The organism is Nonomuraea helvata (assembly GCF_039535785.1).
Classification (GTDB): Bacteria; Actinomycetota; Actinomycetes; order Streptosporangiales; family Streptosporangiaceae; genus Nonomuraea; species Nonomuraea helvata.
Map to the genome: position 1 here is coordinate 289,983 of NZ_BAAAXV010000005.1, position 18,194 is coordinate 308,176.

Consider the following 18,194-nt stretch of genomic DNA (forward strand, 5'->3'; position numbering starts at 1 on the left):
AACCGCAATTTTGCCCGGATTGCACCACAACACCCGATCAGCTGCTGGAACGATCCAAAACGCCCACGCCCACGATCATGTACTTCCCACTTCACGTGCTGACTCTGCCAACCATAGAGAGAACAGCCGACAAAACCGTGACACAGCTTTCTCCACGAATCGGCGCCCCGCACGCCAAGCTCCCGCCAACATACGGCGGGCCACTGACAAAAACGCGCGCCCACGCAGCGGGAAGCTGCGCGGGCGCGACGGTGCGAACCGGGATCGCCTAGAAGCGGTCGGGGAAGAAGATCTTGATCTCCCTGGCGGCCGACTCCGGCGAGTCGGAGCCGTGAACGACGTTCTCGCCGATCTCGAGCGCGTGGTCGCCGCGGATCGTGCCGGGCGCCGACTTGACCGGGTCGGTGGCGCCGGCCAGCGCGCGGAACGCCTCGACGGCGCGCGGGCCCTCGAGCACCAGGGCGACGAGCGGCCCGGAGGTGATGAACTCGACGAGCTCGCCGAAGAACGGCCGCTCGGAGTGCTCGGCGTAGTGCGCCTTGGCGGTGTCGGCGTCGAGGGTGCGCAGGTCCATCGCCACGACCTTGAGGCCCTTGCGCTCCACGCGCGCGATCACGTCACCGATGAGGCCGCGCTTTACCCCGTCAGGCTTGATCAGGACAAGAGTGCGCTCGGACACTTGGAGTTCTCCTTCGAACAGAGTGAGGGTCGCGGCCACGGGCTCCCGGCCCGGCCGCGGATGCTCCGCGAGGGACGGGCCCACGCGTCGCCGTGGCTTGCGGCCCAGCTTACCGTCCCGCGCAGGCCACCCTGTTTCGCCGAACGGCTCGCGAGGAGGCGGCGCAGTCGGGCGGACAGCCCCAAGCCGGCTAAGAGGAGGCGGTGTCCTCCGGCGAATGGCCCTGCGGCGGCACGGCGGGCAGCGGACCGGCCTCGCCGTCCCCCTCCGGCTCCGCCTGGCCGAAGGCGCCGGCAGACGGCACGGAGGCCGCCCCCTCCGCAGCAGGCGGATCGTCGTCATCGGTCTCCGCGACGACGGGCGTACCAGGACCGGCGCACGGAACCTGAGACACGTTCTTCGCACTCCGCCGAGCCGTCACCGCGGCCAGCACGATGACCACGACCACGAGGAACCCACCGACCAGAGCCCAGGAATGCAGAGCACCGACGAAGCTGTCGACCAGCTCCTGGGCCGAGGAGACCCCGTTCAGCATCGACATCTGCACGCCCGTGCCGAGCAGGAATCCCGCCAGCACGCCTGCGAGGCCGAGCGACAGCCCGAACACGGCCGCCCCGACACCCACTTCCTGCAGCGCCGACGTCAGCGCCACCGCCGCTCCCACAGCGAGCAGCGAGAACGGGACGACGAGCACCAGCCCGGAGGCGGACGGCACCATGAGCCGCACGGAGCACAGCCCGACGACCATGGCCAGCAGCCCCAGAGGCGCCGACCACCGGCCCGATGGCCGTGCGAGCCGCCGCACCGCCACGGACGCGGCCACCGCGAGCACCCCAGCCACACCGTAAGGAACCCAGAGCCCCTTCAGCCCGGGACCGCCGAGCCCGCCCATCTCCACCATCGTCACCTGGGCCGCGCTGGGCAGCAGCACGACGCCCACCGCCACCATGGAGTACGACAGCGTGCGGCTCTCCGCCGTGCCGATCGAGGCCAGCGCCAGCAGCGCCGCGACCGCCAGCGCCGCCAGCAGCATCACCGGTACGGCCCGCCACTCCTCGGTCGCGGTGGCGATCCCCAAGGCCGCGATGCCCGCCGCGGGCACGACGGCCAGCAGCAACCGGCTCCGCTCCCCGTCGTCGAGCCCCGGCCCGTCAGGCCGCCCGAGCAGTATCCAGACGATCACGTACGCACCGGCCAGCGCCAGGGCGACCCCCGTCAGCATCGGGTACGGCTGCAGGGTGACCCTCCAGCTGCTCGCCTGGTCGAGCGGCCAGAGCGCCAGCGCCTGGGCTGCGAGCAGGCTCAGGCTGAACACGCCCACCCACAGCGCCCGCAGCATCGGTCCGCGGGTCCAGACCGCGGCCAGCGTTGCCGGGACGACCATTCCCGCGCCCACGCCGCGCAGCACCCGCACCGCCCCGACCATGAGCTCCGAGCCCGCGAAACCACCGGCGGCGTCCGACAGGGCCACCAGCAGCAGCCCGCCGAGCAGCACGTGGAGCACGGGCGCCCGCCGCAGCGCAACGGCCGCCAGCGGCACGGTCAGCATCAGCGCGGGCAGGGCGAGCCCGTGCGTGCGCATCAGGCCGACCTGGTCGACGCCGCCCGGCAGCAGCTTGGCGACGACGGAGAGCGTATTGGGAATGGTGACGATGGCCAACGGCAGCGCGGCCACCACGAGCAGCCCGAGCGTCACGTCGAGCAGCCATGGCGACCTGAGGCCGGCCGACCGCTGGATCGGGGGGACGGTCATGCGCCGACTTTAGCGGGAAGTAGCGCCCTCGACACGGCGAGCGACGATAATCGCCGTAATCCACAGCGCCGTGAAGATCGCGCCGAGGAAGAACATGGTCGGAACGAGGAATCCCGTGGAGATCGCCAGCACCTGTACGACGCTGCCGAGAACGTAGCCGAAGGGCCTCTTGAGCAGGCCCGCCGCGACCACGCACAGCACGGCGAGGCCGATGCCGGCGGTCACGGCCAGCCCCGGCGCGACGCCGCCCACGGTGATCGCCACAGGCGTGATCAGCCCGGCCACGATGGCCTCCATGCCGAGCACGCTCGCGCCCAATCGGCGCATACCTGGAGTGACCTGGAAATTCATCGCGAACCATCCGCTTTCAGCAGCTGCCGCGCGTCGCCCGCCGTGACGACGGACCCGGTGATGAGCACGCCCGTACCGCTGAACTCTCCCTCGGAGTCGGCGATGCCGATGGCCCTGTCGATGGCGTCGTCGAGCCGGTCCACGATCTGTACGCGCTCCTCGCCGAACAGCGGCTCGGCCAGCGACGCCAGCTCCTCGGGCGACATCGACCTGGGCGAGGAGTTACGGGTCACGACGATCTCGTCGAGCACGGGCTCCAGCAGCTCGAGCAGCGCGTCGACGTCCTTGTCGCGCATGGCCGCGACGACGCCGATGACCTTGGCGAAGTCGAACGCCTCGTGCAGCCCTTCCAGGGTCGCCTGCATGCCGCCCGGGTTGTGCGCCGCGTCGATCACGACCGTCGGCGTGCGGCGCACGACCTCCATGCGCCCTGGCGAGGACGCCTGCGCGAACGCCTGACGTACGAGATCGACGTCGAGCGGGTCGTCGCCGCCGGTCAACGCCTCGACGGCGGCCAGCGCGCAGACGGCGTTGCTCGCCTGATGCGCGCCGTAGAGCGGCAGGTAGACCTCGTCGTAGACGCCCTTGAGCCCGCGCAGGGTGAGCAGCTGCCCGCCGATCGCCACCTCGCGGCTGAGCACGCCGAACTCGAGGCCCTCACGGGCCACGACGGCCCCGACGTCCGCGGCCCGCCGCATCAGCACCTCCGCCGCGGCCAGCTCCTGCTGCGCGAGCACGGCGGTCGCGCCGGGCTTGATGATCCCGGCCTTCTCGGAGGCGATGCTGGGGATGTCGGGCCCGAGCCGGTCCATGTGGTCCAGCGAGATGGGCGTGATCACGGACACGGTGCCGTCGGCCACGTTCGTCGCGTCCCAGGAGCCGCCCATGCCCGCCTCGATCACGGCGACGTCGACGGGCGTGTCGGCGTACGCGGCGAACGCCATGGCGGTCAGCAACTCGAAGAACTGGATGCGCCGGTGCCCCTGGCTGTCGGTCAGCTCGACGTAGGGCATGATCTCTTCGAAGACCTCTGCGAACCGCTCCTCGCTCAGCGGCTCCCCGTCCACGGTGATCCGCTCGCGCATCGACACGAGATGGGGGCTGGTGAACCGCCCCACCCTCAGATTGCGCTCCCTGAGCAGCGCCTCGGTGAGCCGCGCCGTGCTCGTCTTGCCGTTGGTGCCGGCGATGTGTATGACCGGGTACGCCCGCTGCGGCGAGCCGAGCAGGTCAAGAAGGGCCGCGATCCTGTCGAGCGTCGGCTCGAAATCCCACTCGACGCCGCGCTCCATGATTGCGCGTTCGACCGCACGATAATCCACCCCTCAACCCTACTGACTGCCCGAAGCGCTCCCGCCCCGGGCGTCCTCGAACATCGCAGGTCTCCGTCGCGTCCAACTCCGTGGGGAGGATGACATGAAAAGACCGATTGCGATCGCCACCGTGACGGCGGGGGCCCTCACGATGCTGCTGACCGCCCTGATCCCACGGAACCCGGCTGCCACAGCGCAGTCCGCCGGTCCGGAGCCGTTCTTTCAAGGACCGGCCGCGTACGCGTACCTCTGCCAGAGCGCGGCCACCGAAGGCCCGCAGGAGGAGTGCGCCAATTGGCGGATCGTGACCCGTGAAGGAAGGACCTGGGAGCTCACCGACGCCGATGGCGGCAACCCCGTCGACCTGAGTGCCGACGGCCGCCTCATCGCGTACGAGAGGACGAGCGACCATCGCATCGTCGTCCGCGATCTCGTCAACGGCACCGTACGTCCCATTCTCGAGAACGTGCCCGCGCATCTCAGTGTCTCACCGACGCTGCTCGGCAACGGGCGGTGGCTGGATGTCGAGTTCGAGGCCGACGACGGAGAAGATGAGGAGAACTCGATGCCGGCCCCCTTCATCGCGCAGGTGGCCGACGGGCGGACGATCTGGCGGTTGCCGCGAGATGCGACCCTGCTCCGCCTCGACATGGCGGGCAAGCGGTTGATGGTCGAGGACGAGAGGTCGTTCTCCGTGACGGACCCGTCAGGCACCACCAAGACTCCGCTGCCCCGCAGGCTACGTGTCGCCCAGGCCTCCGGTGTCCTGACGCCCGATGGGAAGGGCCAGGCCACGCAGGTCGTGTCCAGGAACTTCCCCGCGGGCGGCGCCGACATCCGCCCGGCCCGGCTGGTCACCATCGGCACCGCGACCGGCAAGGTCCTCCACGACGTGCATCTCTCCCTACCGCTGCGGGACAGGGCCGCCGGCTGCCACTCGAATCGATGGCTGAGCGCCTCGGACGTGCTCGTGAGATGCGGTACGGGCGAACAGCACCACGAGATCCTGTTCCGGGTCGACACCCGCACCGGCGCCTACACGAAGCTTCGAGAGATGAAGCCACCGAAGTCCGGGCTCTTCGAACTCGTACGGGCTGAGGACTGACCGGGAACGCAAAAAGGGCCACCCTTCCGGGTGGCCCTCCTTGTTAAATATTGTGCGGCGGTGACCTACTCTCCCACACCCTCCCGAGTGCAGTACCATCGGCGCTGGGAAGCTTAACTTCCGGGTTCGGAATGTAACCGGGTGTTTCCTTCCCGCCATAACCGCCGCAACCCCTCGAGCAGCAACTGTTTGCTGTCTCAGAATTGCCTAGTGGACGCGAGCAAGAACGACTCGAAAAGTCTGCTTTGTGGTCAAGTCCTCGGCCTATTAGTACCGGTCAGCTCCACACGTTACCGTGCTTCCACCTCCGGCCTATCAACCCGGTCGTCTACCGGGAGCCTTACCCACTCTCGTGGTGGGAGACCTCATCTCAAGGCAAGCTTCCCGCTTAGATGCTTTCAGCGGTTATCCCTCCCGAACGTAGCCAACCAGCCGTGCACCTGGCGGTACAACTGGCACACCAGAGGTTCGTCCGTCCCGGTCCTCTCGTACTAGGGACAGCCCCTTTCAAGTCTCCTGCGCGCGCAGCGGATAGGGACCGAACTGTCTCGCGACGTTCTAAACCCAGCTCGCGTACCGCTTTAATGGGCGAACAGCCCAACCCTTGGGACCTACTCCAGCCCCAGGATGCGACGAGCCGACATCGAGGTGCCAAACCATCCCGTCGATATGGACTCTTGGGGAAGATCAGCCTGTTATCCCCGGGGTACCTTTTAGCCGTTGAGCGACACCGCTTCCACACGCCGATGCCGGATCACTAGTCCCAGCTTTCGCTCCTGCTCGACCCGTCAGTCTCACAGTCAAGCTCCCTTGTGCACTTACACTCAACACCTGATTGCCAACCAGGCTGAGGGAACCTTTGGGCGCCTCCGTTACTCTTTGGGAGGCAACCGCCCCAGTTAAACTACCCACCAGACACTGTCCCCGATCCGGATCACGGACCAGAGTTAGACATCCAAAACGACCAGAGTGGTATTTCACCAATGACTCCACCCGAACTAGCGTCCGAGCTTCCCAGTCTCCCACCTATCCTACACAAGCCGTTCCAAACACCAATGTCAAGCTGTAGTGAAGGTCCCGGGGTCTTTCCGTCCTGCTGCGCGAAACGAGCATCTTTACTCGTACTGCAATTTCACCGGGTCTGCGGTTGAGACAGCGGGGAAGTCGTTACGCCATTCGTGCAGGTCGGAACTTACCCGACAAGGAATTTCGCTACCTTAGGATGGTTATAGTTACCACCGCCGTTTACCGGCGCTTAAGTTCTCACCTTCGCGTGATCACTCACACTAAGCGGTCCCCTTAACGTTCCGGCACCGGGCAGGCGTCAGTCCGTATACATCGTCTTACGACTTCGCACGGACCTGTGTTTTTAGTAAACAGTCGCTTCCCCCTGGCCACTGCGACCCCCACCAGCTCCGAGTGCAAAACTCATCACCAGCAGAGGTCCCCCTTCTCCCGAAGTTACGGGGGCAATTTGCCGAGTTCCTTAACCACAGTTCACCCGATCGCCTTGGTATTCTCTACCTGACCACCTGAGTCGGTTTAGGGTACGGGCCGCCACAACACTCACTAGAGGCTTTTCTCGGCAGCATAGGATCATCCACTTCGCCACAATTGGCTCGGCATCACATCTCAGGCATAAAGAACGCGGATTTGCCTACGTTCCGCCCTACATGCTTACCCCAGGACAACCATCGCCTGGGCTGGACTACCTTCCTGCGTCACCCCATCGCTTACCTACTACCCGATCGGTTCGAGCGTTCACTCTGACGGCCGTCCCGAAGGACAACCCGAGTTAAGGACTCTTAGCATCACGAGGTTCAGTATGGGCGCATTGAAGCGGGTACGGGAATATCAACCCGTTGTCCATCGACTACGCCTGTCGGCCTCGCCTTAGGTCCCGACTTACCCTGGGCGGATTAGCCTGCCCCAGGAACCCTTGGTCATCCGGCGCGAGGGTTTCTCACCCTCGATTCGCTACTCATGCCTGCATTCTCACTCGCACAGCTTCCACAACTAGATCACTCTGCTGCTTCACCAGCTGCACGACGCTCCCCTACCCACCAACAGCTCATAGCTGTCAGTGCCACGACTTCGGCGGTGTACTTGAGCCCCGCTACATTGTCGGCGCAGAATCACTTGACCAGTGAGCTATTACGCACTCTTTCAAGGGTGGCTGCTTCTAAGCCAACCTCCTGGTTGTCTCTGCGACTCCACATCCTTTCCCACTTAGCACACGCTTAGGGGCCTTAGTCGGTGATCTGGGCTGTTTCCCTCTCGACTACGAACCTTATCGCCCGCAGTCTCACTGCCACGCTCTCACTTACCGGCATTCGGAGTTTGGCTGACGTCAGTAACCTTGTCGGGCCCATTAGCCATCCAGTGCTCTACCTCCGGCAAGAAACACGCGACGCTGCACCTAAATGCATTTCGGGGAGAACCAGCTATCACGGAGTTTGATTGGCCTTTCACCCCTACACACAGATCATCCCCCAGGTTTTCAACCCTGGTGGGTTCGGTCCTCCACCCAGTCTTACCTGAGCTTCAACCTGCCCATGCGTAGATCACTCCGCTTCGGGTCTACAGCATGCGACTCAAACGCCCTATTCAGACTCGCTTTCGCTACGGCTCCCCCACACGGGTTAACCTCGCCACACACCATAACTCGCAGGCTCATTCTTCAAAAGGCACGCAGTCACATCACACAACAGCAAGCTGCTGTAAGCTCCTACGGCTTGTAGGCACACGGTTTCAGGTACTATTTCACGACCCCTCACCGGGGCACTTTTCACCTTTCCCTCACGGTACTCGTGCACTATCGGTCATCAGGGAGTATTTAGGCTTACCAGGTGGTCCTGGCAGATTCACACAGGATTTCTCGAGCCCCGTGCTACTTGGGATCCCCTCCGAGAGTCCATCCAATTTCGCCTACCCGGCTCTCACGGTCTACGGCGCCCCTTCCCAGAGGCTTCAACTATCAGATGGATTTATCACTCTCCGAGACAGCGGCAGCTACCTCAAGAAGGTCCCACGACCCCGGACATGCAACGCCTGCCGGCTATCACACACGCCCGGTTTAGCCTCATCCGCTTTCGCTCACCACTACTCACGGAATCACATATTGTTTTCTCTTCCTACGGGTACTGAGATGTTTCACTTCCCCGCGTTACCACCAACCGCCCTATACATTCAAGCGGAGGCAACACCACATGACTGGTGCTAGGTTTCCCCATTCGGACATCCCCGGATCAGCGTCTGGTTGGCGACTCCCCGAGGCTTAACGCAGCCTCCCACGTCCTTCATCGGCTCCTGATGCCAAGGCATCCACCGTGTGCCCTAAAAAACTTGGCCACAAAGATGCTCGCGTCCACTATGCAAATCTCAAACAACAAACAGCAACCGCATCCACAACTCCGAAAAGCTGCTTCAGCGGCCCTGTCATCCAAGAAGAACCAGGCACGCATGCCCGTTCCTTCAGGACCCAACAGTGTGTTCAGACCCGAACCAAAACCCCGCAACCACGTTCCCACTCCCTCACGGGCGGTACTAGCGGCCCGGCAACCCGGTCCGACTGACTAGCCAGTGCTCCACTAGTGAGCTGTCACCCCACCACACGAACGGTGATGCAAGGTGAGTGTGCTCCTTAGAAAGGAGGTGATCCAGCCGCACCTTCCGGTACGGCTACCTTGTTACGACTTCGTCCCAATCGCCAGCCCCACCTTCGACCGCTCCCCCCCTTACGGGTTGGGCCACGGGCTTCGGGTGTTGCCGACTTTCGTGACGTGACGGGCGGTGTGTACAAGGCCCGGGAACGTATTCACCGCAGCATTGCTGATCTGCGATTACTAGCGACTCCGACTTCATGGGGTCGAGTTGCAGACCCCAATCCGAACTGAGACCGGCTTTTAGGGATTCGCTCCACCTCACGGTATCGCAACCCTCTGTACCGGCCATTGTAGCATGTTTGCAGCCCAAGACATAAGGGGCATGATGACTTGACGTCATCCCCACCTTCCTCCGAGTTGACCCCGGCAGTCCCCCATGAGTCCCCACCACCCCGAAGGGCGTGCTGGCAACATGGAGCAAGGGTTGCGCTCGTTGCGGGACTTAACCCAACATCTCACGACACGAGCTGACGACAGCCATGCACCACCTGTCACCCAGTCCGAAGAGGGCCCCATCTCTGGAGCTTTCCGGGTGATGTCAAACCTTGGTAAGGTTCTTCGCGTTGCGTCGAATTAAGCAACATGCTCCGCCGCTTGTGCGGGCCCCCGTCAATTCCTTTGAGTTTTAGCCTTGCGGCCGTACTCCCCAGGCGGGGCGCTTAATGCGTTAGCTCCGGCACGGAGATCGTGGAAGACCCCCACACCTAGCGCCCAACGTTTACAGCGTGGACTACCAGGGTATCTAATCCTGTTCGCTCCCCACGCTTTCGCTCCTCAGCGTCAGGTAAGGCCCAGCAAGCCGCCTTCGCCACCGGTGTTCCTCCTGATATCTGCGCATTTCACCGCTACACCAGGAATTCCACTTGCCCCTACCTACCTCTAGCCGGCCCGTATCCACCGCAGACCCGCAGTTAAGCTGCGGGCTTTCACGGCAGACGCGACCAGCCACCTACGAGCTCTTTACGCCCAATAATTCCGGACAACGCTTGCGCCCTACGTATTACCGCGGCTGCTGGCACGTAGTTAGCCGGCGCTTCTTCTGCAGGTACACGTCAACTTCGTCCCTGCTGAAAGAGGTTTACAACCCGAAGGCCGTCATCCCCCACGCGGCGTCGCTGCGTCAGGCTTCCGCCCATTGCGCAATATTCCCCACTGCTGCCTCCCGTAGGAGTCTGGGCCGTGTCTCAGTCCCAGTGTGGCCGGTCGCCCTCTCAGGCCGGCTACCCGTCGTCGCCTTGGTAGGCCACTACCCCACCAACAAGCTGATAGGCCGCGAGCCCATCCCCAACCGAAAAACTTTCCACCACCACCCGATGCCAGGGGCGGTCATATCCGGTATTAGACCCAGTTTCCCGGGCTTATCCCAGAGTCAGGGGCAGGTTGCTCACGTGTTACTCACCCGTTCGCCGCTCGAGTACCCCGAAGGGCCTTTCCGCTCGACTTGCATGTGTTAAGCACGCCGCCAGCGTTCGTCCTGAGCCAGGATCAAACTCTCCAAACAATGTCTCGTCTGGATTGTGAATCCAAGCAATAACCGTCAATCATGACGGGGTCATGCATGTGTATCTCATGCACTGGCTTTTAACACACTGTTGAGTTCTCAAGAAACGGACGCGTACATGCCCGCCAGAATCCTTGGGAGACCCTAGCGCTCATGGCGCACATTCCACTACCGTATCTTACCCGATCCGGACGATCCTTGTCAAACCGCCCGATCCGGGAGCTTCCGGACTCGCCTCTCTCCGAGGCAACCCTGCTAACTTACTCCAACTTTCGCGGTTTGTCCAACCGCGAGGCTGGACGGCCCGAAAGTCGGGGATCATCAGAGGGGGTTGTCGGGCTTGCCGCCCTACGTTGAAAACGATAGCAGCCCCGACGGCGTCGGAGGTCCATCTTAGGTAACGAATGGACCTTCCCCGCGTACGTATGGTTCAAACACCGAGCCCGGCAAGCTGTGCCTCGAGGCGCGCGATGTCCGCGGAAGCCTGCTCAGCCCGCTCCCTGACCTTGGCCACCACCGCTTCCGGCGCCTTGGCCATGAACTGCTCGTTGTTCAGCTTGGCGGCCACCTGAGCGGCCTCCTTGCGCGCGGCCGCCAGGTCCTTCTCCAGCCGCTTGCGCTCGGCCTGGACGTCGATGGCGCCCGCGGTGTCGATCTCCACGGTCACCCCGCCCACCGAGAAGCTGGCCGTCGCGCTGAACGACTCCGCCGGCTCGGTAAGGCGCAGCAGCGATCGGATCGCGGTCTCCTGGCCGGCCAGCGGAGTGCCGGCCAGCCCGAGCCGGGCGGCCACCTTCTGGCCGGGCTTGAGCCCCTGATCCGAGCGGAACCTGCGGACCTCCGTCACCAGCTCCTGCAGCGCCTCGATCTCCGCCTCGGCCGAGGCGTCCGTGTAGCGGGCCTCCACGGCCGGCCACGGCGCCACGACGATCGACTCGCCGCCCGTCAGGGCCCGCCACAGCTCCTCGGACACGAACGGCACCAGCGGATGCAGCAGCCGCAGCAGCGCGTCGAGCACATGGCCGAGCACCAGCCGGGTGTGCTCGAGCCCTTCGGCGAGCTGGATCTTGGCCAGCTCCAGGTACCAGTCGCAGACCTCGTCCCACGCGAAGTGGTAGAGCAGGTCGGACGCCTTGGCGAACTCGAACTCCTCGAAGGCCGCGTCCGCGGCCCCCACCACGGCCTGCAGCCGCGACAGGATCCAGCGGTCGGCCGCGGTGAGCTCGGCTCCTTCCAGCGATCCCACGGCCGCGCCGTTCATCAGAGCGAACCGCGTGGCGTTCCAGATCTTGTTGCAGAAGTTGCGGGAGCCGGCCGCCCACTCCTCGCTCACCGCGACGTCGGCACCGGGGTTGGCACCGCGGAGCAGGGTGAAGCGGGTGGCGTCGGCGCCGAAGCGTTCGATCCAGTCGAGCGGGTCGACCACGTTGCCGAACGACTTGGACATCTTCTTGCCGTACTGGTCGCGGACCATGCCGTGCAGCGCGACGGTGCGGAACGGCGGCTCGCCGTCCATCGCGTACAGCCCGAACATCATCATCCTGGCCACCCAGAAGAACAGGATGTCGTAGCCGGTGACCAGCACGGAGGTCGGGTAGAAGCGCTGAAGCTCCGGCGTCGCGTCCGGCCAGCCGAGCGTCGAGAACGGCCACAGCGCCGAGGAGAACCAGGTGTCGAGCACGTCCTGGTCCTGCGTGTAGCCGGCGGGCGGATCCTCGTCGGGGCCCACGCACACGACCTCACCGTCCGGCCCGTACCAGACCGGGATGCGGTGCCCCCACCAGAGCTGGCGGGAGATGCACCAGTCGTGCATGTCGTCGACCCAGTCGAAGTAGCGCTTGGCCAGCTCGGGTGGGTGGATGCGGGTGCGGCCGTCGCGGACGGCGTCGCCCGCGGCCTTGGCCAGCGGCCCGACGTTCACGAACCACTGCAGCGAGAGCCTGGGCTCGACGACGGTCTTGCAGCGCGAGCAGTGGCCGACCGAGTGGAGGTAGGGGCGCTTCTCCGCGACGATCCGCCCCTCGGCGCGCAGTGCGGCCACGACGGCGGGCCTGGCCTCGAAGCGGTCGAGCCCCTGGAACGGGCCGTGCGCGGTGATGACGCCACGCTCGTCCATGACGGTCAGTGACGGCAGCGAGTGGCGCCGCCCGATCTCGAAGTCGTTGGGGTCGTGGGCGGGGGTCACCTTGACCGCGCCGGTGCCGAAGGCCGGGTCGACGTGCTCGTCGGCGACCACGGGGATCATGCGGCCGGTCAGCGGCAGCTCCACCATCGTGCCGACCAGGTGCGCGTACCGCTCGTCCGAAGGGTGGACGGCCACGGCCGTGTCACCGAGCATGGTCTCGGCGCGCGTGGTGGCGACCACGATCTCGTCGGAGTAGCGGATCGAGACCAGCTCGCCCTCGTCCTCGCTGTGCTCGACCTCGATGTCGGAGAGCGCAGTCAGGCAGCGCGGGCACCAGTTGATGATCCGCTCGGCGCGGTAGATCAGCCCGTCGTCGAACAGCTTCTTGAAGATGGTCTGCACGGCCCGCGAGAGCCCGGGGTCCATCGTGAACCGCTCACGCGACCAGTCGACGCCGTCGCCGAGCTTGCGCATCTGGCCGAGGATCCGGCCGCCGGACTCCTCCTTCCACTCCCAGACCCGCTCGACGAACGCCTCACGCCCGAGGTCGTGCCGCGACTTGCCCTGCTTGGCCAGCTCGCGCTCGACGACGTTCTGGGTGGCGATGCCGGCGTGGTCCATGCCGGGCACCCAGAGGGTCTCGCGCCCCTGCATGCGGGCGCGCCGCGTCAGCGCGTCCTGGATGGAGTGGTCGAGCGCGTGGCCGATGTGCAGGACACCCGTCACGTTGGGCGGAGGCAGGACGATGCTGTACGGCACGCGCGGGCTGCCCGGGTCGGCGGTGAAATAGCCCTCGGATACCCAGCGCTCATAGCTCCGGGTCTCGACGTCGGCCGGGGTGTACTGGGTGGGCAGCTCTGGCGTTGTCACGGTGACCAATTCTAAGGAGGTGGGAAAGCAAAACGCCCCAGGGATCGTCTCCGCGGGGCGCTTGCCGATGGGTTGAAGATCAGGCGGACTTTTCCCGCGGCGTGCGCTGCTGCTTGGCGGCGAGCTGGTCGCGGGGTACGAGCGTCGGGATCGCGTGCTCGAGCACGGACTCGCGCGTGATGACCACCCGGGCGACGTCCTGGCGCGACGGCACCTCGTACATGACGGACTGCAGCACCTCCTCCAGGATGGCGCGCAGTCCACGGGCGCCGGTGCCGCGCAGGATCGCCTGGTCGGCGATGGCCTCGAGGGCGCCGTCGGTGAACTCCAGCTCGACCCCGTCGAGCTCGAGCAGCTTGCGGTACTGCTTGACCAGCGCGTTGCGCGGCTCGGTGAGGATCTGGATGAGTGCCTCGCGGTCGAGGTTGTGCACCGAGGTGATGACCGGCAGACGCCCGACGAACTCGGGGATCATGCCGAACTTCAGCAGGTCCTCCGGCATCACGTCGGCGAAGATGTCGGCCGTGTCGACCTCTTCCTTCGACCGGATGATGGCGTTGAAGCCGATGCCCTTCTTACCGATGCGCGACTCGATGATCTTTTCCAGACCCGCGAACGCGCCGCCGCAGATGAACAGCACGTTGGTCGTGTCGATCTGGATGAACTCCTGGTGCGGGTGCTTGCGGCCGCCCTGCGGCGGCACGCTGGCCGTGGTGCCCTCCAGTATCTTCAGCAGCGCCTGCTGCACGCCCTCGCCCGAGACGTCGCGCGTGATCGACGGGTTTTCGCTCTTGCGGGCGATCTTGTCGACCTCGTCGATGTAGATGATGCCGGTCTCGGCCTTCTTGACGTCGTAGTCGGCGGCCTGGATGAGCTTGAGGAGGATGTTCTCCACGTCCTCGCCGACGTAGCCCGCCTCGGTCAGCGCGGTGGCGTCGGCGATGGCGAAGGGCACGTTGAGCATCTTCGCCAGGGTCTGTGCCAGCAGCGTCTTGCCCGAGCCCGTCGGGCCGAGGAGCAGGATGTTGCTCTTGGCCAGCTCCAGACCGTCGTCTCTGCCCCGGTCACCGGACTGCACCCGCTTGTAGTGGTTGTAGACCGCCACCGAGAGGGCCTTCTTCGCCTTGTCCTGACCGATGACGTAGGCGTCGAGGAACTCGTAGATCTCCCTCGGCTTGGGCAGGTTGTCCCACTTGAGCTCGGAGGACTCGGAGAGCTCCTCCTCAATGATCTCGTTGCAGAGATCAATGCACTCATCGCAGATGTAGACGCCTGGACCGGCAATGAGCTTCTTGACTTGCTTCTGACTCTTTCCGCAGAAAGAGCACTTCAGCAGGTCTCCCCCGTCGCCGATGCGTGCCACCCCAGATACTCCTTTGCGTGGGACCGCCCTGCTGCCGCGAGCAGTGTCTCCGGACATCCTCCGGACTAGGCCGAACCGCTCAGGTTTCGACGTTACCGTCTTCTGGGCCCTCAGTGAGCCCCCTAGCGGCGAGTCGCACCGGAACGTGCCCTATTGGGCAGCGCCCCGGTGCGTCACGTCTCGTCAGGAAGCTACGGCCTGAGCTCGCTTCTTCCTGGACGGGATGATGTCATCGATCAGACCATACGCCTTTGCCTCGTCCGCGTTGAGAATTTTGTCGCGTTCGATGTCCTTGCGGACTTGGGCGGGGGTCTTGCCCGAGTGCCTCGCCACGATCTCCTCGAGGAGATTGCGCATGCGAAGGATCTCGCGGGCCTGGATCTCGATGTCGCTGCCCTGGCCACCGCCCTCGGTGGACGGCTGGTGGATCAGCACCCGGGCGTTGGGCAGCGCGAACCGCTTGCCCGGCGTGCCGCCGGCCAGCAGCACGGCCGCGGCCGAGGCCGCCTGGCCCAGGCAGACCGTCTGGATCTCCGGCCGGACGAACTGCATCGTGTCGTAGATCGCCGTCATGGCGGTGAAGGAACCGCCCGGCGAGTTGATGTACATGCTGATGTCACGGTCGGGATCGAGCGATTCCAGCGTCAGCAGCTGGGCCATCACGTCGTTGGCCGACGCGTCGTCGATCTGCACTCCGAGGAAGATGATGCGGTCCTCGAAGAGCTTGTTGTACGGGTTCATCTCCTTCGCGCCGTATGACGTGCGTTCAACGAAGGAGGGGAGAACGTAGCGGCTCTGGATGTTCACTTCTACTCCCCCTTAGGAGACCGGGCCCGCGGAGGGCACCTGCCGCGCACTACGCACCACGTGGTCGATGAAGCCGTAGTCCTTGGCTTCCTCGGCCGTGAACCAGCGGTCGCGGTCGGAATCGGCCTCGATCTGGTCCAGCGGCTGGCCGGTGTGGAAAGCGATCCGCTCGGCGAGCGTCTTCTTCACGTAGAGCATCTGTTCGGCCTGGATGGCGATGTCGGCGGCGGTACCGCCGATGCCGCCCGACGGCTGGTGCATCATGACCCTGGCGTGCGGCAGGGCGTAACGCTTGCCCCTGGCACCCGCGGTGAGCAGGAACTGCCCCATCGAGGCGGCCATGCCCATCACGACCGTGGACACGTCGTTCGGCACATACTCCATCATGTCGTAGATGGCCATGCCGGCACTCACCGAGCCGCCCGGCGAGTTGATGTAAAGCGTGATGTCGCGGTCGGGGTCGTCGGCCGCGAGCAGCAGCAACTCGGCGCAGATGCGGTTGGCGATCTCGTCGTTGACCTCCTGCCCCAGCACGATGATGCGTTCCCGGAGCAGGCGCTGGTAAAGCTGGTCTTCAAGCCGGAAGGCGGAGCCGTTCTCACGGCCTCGAGACTCAGGCTGATAGAAGGTCGGCGGGCTGGTCACAGCGTCACCTTCCGATGCGTCGTAATCGATTGGCTTTGCTTGTGACCTTAACGCGCGCCGCGCATAGCTCATGCCCGGTCCCCCGTACTGTTCGCTGACGGCGCAGGTTCGGACAAGGCTCTGCCTGCCATCCTCCGCCCGACCTCACCCGTTCCGTCCCCTGAAGTCCGGGTGACCGCGGAGTCCAGGTGACAGCGGCTTGCCGGGCCCGCAACCGCTCCAGGTCCCCCACGAGCCCTCTGAAGCCGCCGTACGGCCTGCCGGCCCTCCGATCCCCCGTCAGGAGGCGGACGAGCGCGTAGCCGCGCCCCTGGCCGCAGGGCGCCGGTGGTCCCGCGCCCGCCCTGAGAAAAGGCGGAGCCCCCGAACCGGCTGGTTCGGGGGCTCAGGACCACAGTCCACCACGGCGCGGACCAAGGGCCCGCACCGTCGGCGGAGGGGGCTACGCCTCCTGCTTGTCCTCGTCGGCCGCGGCTTCCTCCTCCACGACCTCCTCACCGTTGAGCTCGGTGTAGATGGCCTTGAGGTCCACCTCGTTGCCGTCGCTGTCCACGACCTTGGCGGCGTCGCCCAGGACGGCCTTGGCCTTGTCGCGGACGATCTCCACCATGGCCAGCGTCAGCTGGTCGTTGTCGGCCAGGTGCTTGGCCAGCTCGTTGGGCTGCACGCCCATCTCCATGGCGCGGCGCACCACGAAGTTGGTCAGCTCCTGCTCGGAGACGCCCAGCTCCTCGGCCTTGACGATCTTGTCGAGCACGAAGCCGACCTTGAGCGCACGCGCGGAGTTCTTGTCGAACTCGTCGAAGCGCTCCTCCTCCGTCGTCTGGTAGAGGCGGAAGAAGGCGTCGCGGCTGAGGCCGCTCTCGGCGATCTGGTGGTCGAGGTTGTGCTTGCGGGCATCGACCTCGGCCTTGAGCGCGCTCTCCGGCAGCGGGATCTCGATCTGCTCGAGCAGCGTGTCGAGGGCCTTCTCGCGGGACTGGACGACCTGGTCGATCAGCTTGTTGCGGCGGGCCTGCTCGCGGATGCTGGCCTTGAGCTCGTCGAGCGTGTCGAACTCGCTGGCGAGCTGGGCGAACTCGTCGTCCAGCTCGGGCAGGACCTTCTCCTTGACCGACTTGACGGTGATGATCACGTCGGCTTCCTCGCCGGCGTTCTCGCCGCCGACGAGCTCGGTCTTGAAGCTCTTCTCCTCGCCCGCGGACATGCCCTCGAGCGCGGCATCGAGGCCCTGGAGCACGGAGCCGGCGCCGACCTCGTACGAGACCTCGCTGGCCTGCTGCTCCTCGATGTTGGTGCCGTCGATCTCGGCGCGGAGGTCCATGACGACGAAGTCGCCGTTGGCGGCCGCGCGCTCGACGCCGGTCAGCGTCGCGAAGCGCTGGCGCAGCGAGTCGAGCTGCTTGTCGACGTCCTCGTCGGAGACCTCGGCGGAGTCGACCGTGACCTCGAGGCCCTGGTAGTCGGGCACCTCGAAGTTGGGCCGGATGTCGACCTCGGCGGTGAACTCGATCTGCTCACCGTCGTCGATCTTCGTGACCTCGATGTCGGGCTGGGCGACCGGGAACACGTCGAGCTCGTCGACGGCCTGGCCGTACAGCTTGGGCACCGCGTCGTTGAGGGTCTCCTCCAGCACCACCGCCCGGCCGAAGCGCTGCTCGATGATGCGGGCCGGAACCTTGCCAGGCCGGAACCCGGGGACGCGCACCTGCTGCGCGACCTTCTTGTACGCCGCATCCATGCTGGGGCGCAGCTCGTCGAACGGCACCTCGACAGTGAGCTTGACCCGGGTCGGGCTTAGCTCCTCGACAGCGGTCTTCACGGAATGGTCTCCTTGATCAAGCTACGAGTGATCGCGGGCGCGTCCATCGGTACGGCTCACGCGCCGCGCCCACATGTGCGGCGTTGGGCATGCTCCGCCACGGCGGGATCCAACGCCGAAGGCCAGTCTAGGGCAGATGCATACCCAACAACGACGCCCTCACCGCCACAAGTCGTCCACGATCATGCGCAGCGC

Annotated in this window: 10 protein-coding genes and 3 rRNA genes; 1 reads left to right on the forward strand and 12 read right to left on the reverse strand. The window is 65.3% G+C overall.

Translation table 11 applies throughout. The features are described from left to right. Nucleotides 1-268 precede the first annotated feature (268 nt). The 4 genes from ndk to ABD830_RS20695 all read right to left on the reverse strand — a co-directional run bounded on the left by ndk (nt 269) and on the right by ABD830_RS20695 (nt 4,075). Entirely contained in the window at nt 269-679 is a 411-nt protein-coding gene (ndk, locus tag ABD830_RS20680) for a nucleoside-diphosphate kinase (protein ID WP_090773482.1), read from the reverse strand. 190 nt (nt 680-869) lie between these two features. Then, the gene (locus tag ABD830_RS20685) at nt 870-2,432 is read right to left on the reverse strand and encodes a hypothetical protein (protein ID WP_344989611.1); all 1,563 of its coding nucleotides are present in this window, start codon (nt 2,430-2,432) and stop codon (nt 870-872) included. Nucleotides 2,433-2,441: 9 nt separating this feature from the next. Continuing rightward, nucleotides 2,442-2,783, reverse strand: coding sequence for a DUF4233 domain-containing protein (locus ABD830_RS20690; protein WP_344989613.1), 342 nt, complete (start codon nt 2,781-2,783; stop codon nt 2,442-2,444). Then, on the reverse strand, nt 2,780-4,075 hold the full coding sequence (locus ABD830_RS20695) for a bifunctional folylpolyglutamate synthase/dihydrofolate synthase (protein ID WP_344992949.1): 1,296 nt from the start codon (nt 4,073-4,075) through the stop codon (nt 2,780-2,782). Before ABD830_RS20695 ends, ABD830_RS20690 begins: the two co-directional genes overlap by 4 nt. A 124-nt stretch (nt 4,076-4,199) precedes the next feature. Between ABD830_RS20695 and ABD830_RS20700 the strand changes: the two genes are divergently transcribed. Continuing rightward, nucleotides 4,200-5,201 (forward strand): TolB-like translocation protein, encoded by a 1,002-nt coding sequence (locus tag ABD830_RS20700; RefSeq protein WP_344989615.1) that lies wholly within the window; start codon nt 4,200-4,202, stop codon nt 5,199-5,201. 52 nt (nt 5,202-5,253) lie between these two features. Here the strand turns inward: ABD830_RS20700 and rrf are convergent. From rrf to tig, 8 genes are all read right to left on the reverse strand, one after another. Continuing rightward, nucleotides 5,254-5,370 (reverse strand): 5S ribosomal RNA (gene rrf / locus ABD830_RS20705). 78 nt (nt 5,371-5,448) lie between these two features. Beyond that, nucleotides 5,449-8,552 (reverse strand): 23S ribosomal RNA (locus ABD830_RS20710). Between the two features lie 296 nt (nt 8,553-8,848). Continuing rightward, a 16S ribosomal RNA gene (locus ABD830_RS20715) occupies nt 8,849-10,367 on the reverse strand. The 16S, 23S and 5S rRNA genes sit together here, the layout of an rRNA operon. A gap of 430 nt (nt 10,368-10,797) precedes the next feature. Further along, complete coding sequence (locus tag ABD830_RS20720; RefSeq protein ID WP_378520919.1) at nt 10,798-13,371, reverse strand: valine--tRNA ligase; 2,574 nt, start codon at nt 13,369-13,371, stop codon at nt 10,798-10,800. Nucleotides 13,372-13,441: 70 nt separating this feature from the next. Then, nucleotides 13,442-14,725 carry an ATP-dependent Clp protease ATP-binding subunit ClpX gene (gene clpX, locus ABD830_RS20725; protein WP_138691280.1) on the reverse strand — a complete coding sequence of 428 codons (1,284 nt, stop codon included), beginning with the start codon at nt 14,723-14,725 and terminating at the stop codon, nt 13,442-13,444. A 183-nt stretch (nt 14,726-14,908) separates the two neighbouring features. Continuing rightward, nucleotides 14,909-15,532, reverse strand: a complete 624-nt coding sequence (locus tag ABD830_RS20730) for an ATP-dependent Clp protease proteolytic subunit (RefSeq protein WP_344989624.1) — start codon at nt 15,530-15,532, stop codon at nt 14,909-14,911. 12 nt (nt 15,533-15,544) lie between these two features. After that, nucleotides 15,545-16,177: a ClpP family protease gene (locus ABD830_RS20735; RefSeq protein ID WP_344989627.1), complete on the reverse strand. Its 633-nt coding sequence runs from the start codon at nt 16,175-16,177 to the stop codon at nt 15,545-15,547. A 442-nt stretch (nt 16,178-16,619) separates the two neighbouring features. Beyond that, nucleotides 16,620-17,999 (reverse strand): trigger factor, encoded by a 1,380-nt coding sequence (gene tig / locus ABD830_RS20740; RefSeq protein ID WP_344989629.1) that lies wholly within the window; start codon nt 17,997-17,999, stop codon nt 16,620-16,622. Nucleotides 18,000-18,194: the final 195 nt, after the last annotated feature.

Excerpts from the sequence above, each read along its gene's own strand:
- ABD830_RS20685 (WP_344989611.1), bottom strand. The coding sequence starts at position 2,432 with ATGACCGTCCCCCCGATCCAGCGGTCGGCCGGCCTCAGGTCGCCATGG.
- ABD830_RS20690 (WP_344989613.1), bottom strand. The coding sequence starts at position 2,783 with ATGAATTTCCAGGTCACTCCAGGTATGCGCCGATTGGGCGCGAGCGTG.
- ABD830_RS20695 (WP_344992949.1), bottom strand. The coding sequence starts at position 4,075 with ATGGAGCGCGGCGTCGAGTGGGATTTCGAGCCGACGCTCGACAGGATC.
- ABD830_RS20700 (WP_344989615.1), top strand. The coding sequence starts at position 4,200 with ATGAAAAGACCGATTGCGATCGCCACCGTGACGGCGGGGGCCCTCACG.